The following is a 512-nucleotide window of genomic DNA, read 5'->3' as shown; positions in this document are numbered from 1 at the left end:
GTTCCTACGGAACCTACTTGGGGAATTAAAAAGAATAGTGAAGGAAAAAATCAGTACTGGTTTGGCTATAAAGCCCATCTAGCTGTTTCCACTAGCAGTCAGTATATAGTGAGCAGTCTTCTTTCGTCTGCCCATGTGTCTGATTTATCTGTGGCTGTTCCATTACTAAGAAAACTTACTAAAATAGGTAGCCGACCTAATTTTATTATGATGGATAAAGGCTATGATGTCACAGGTATTTATAAAGAATGCCATCGATTATCAATCGAACCAATTATTGATTACAATCGACGTCGTGAAACATTAGGTGGAGAAATGGATAAGTATTTTCATCCGACTTGTCTCTTAGAACATCCTTATACTTATGATAGTGAGGACACCCGTTATAACGCCCTTAAATACATTTGTCCGTTAAAAAATGAAGGGATGTGCCAGAAAGTAATAAAAATTAAACAAAAAACAGCTATCAGAAAATACTCAATTCCAGCTCGTGGTAGTAACAAATGGAAAAA

At 35.9% G+C, this 512-nt stretch carries 1 protein-coding gene; it reads left to right on the top strand.

Translation table 11 applies throughout. The features are described from left to right. Positions 1-512: transposase (locus tag AC5KOD_RS02335; RefSeq protein WP_496912946.1), on the top strand; the 512-nt coding region annotated here is incomplete at both ends.

The organism is Vagococcus sp. WN80Y, assembly GCF_059621045.1.
Note: the sequence above shows the minus strand (reverse complement) of the source record. Positions and strands in the feature narration are given on the sequence as shown.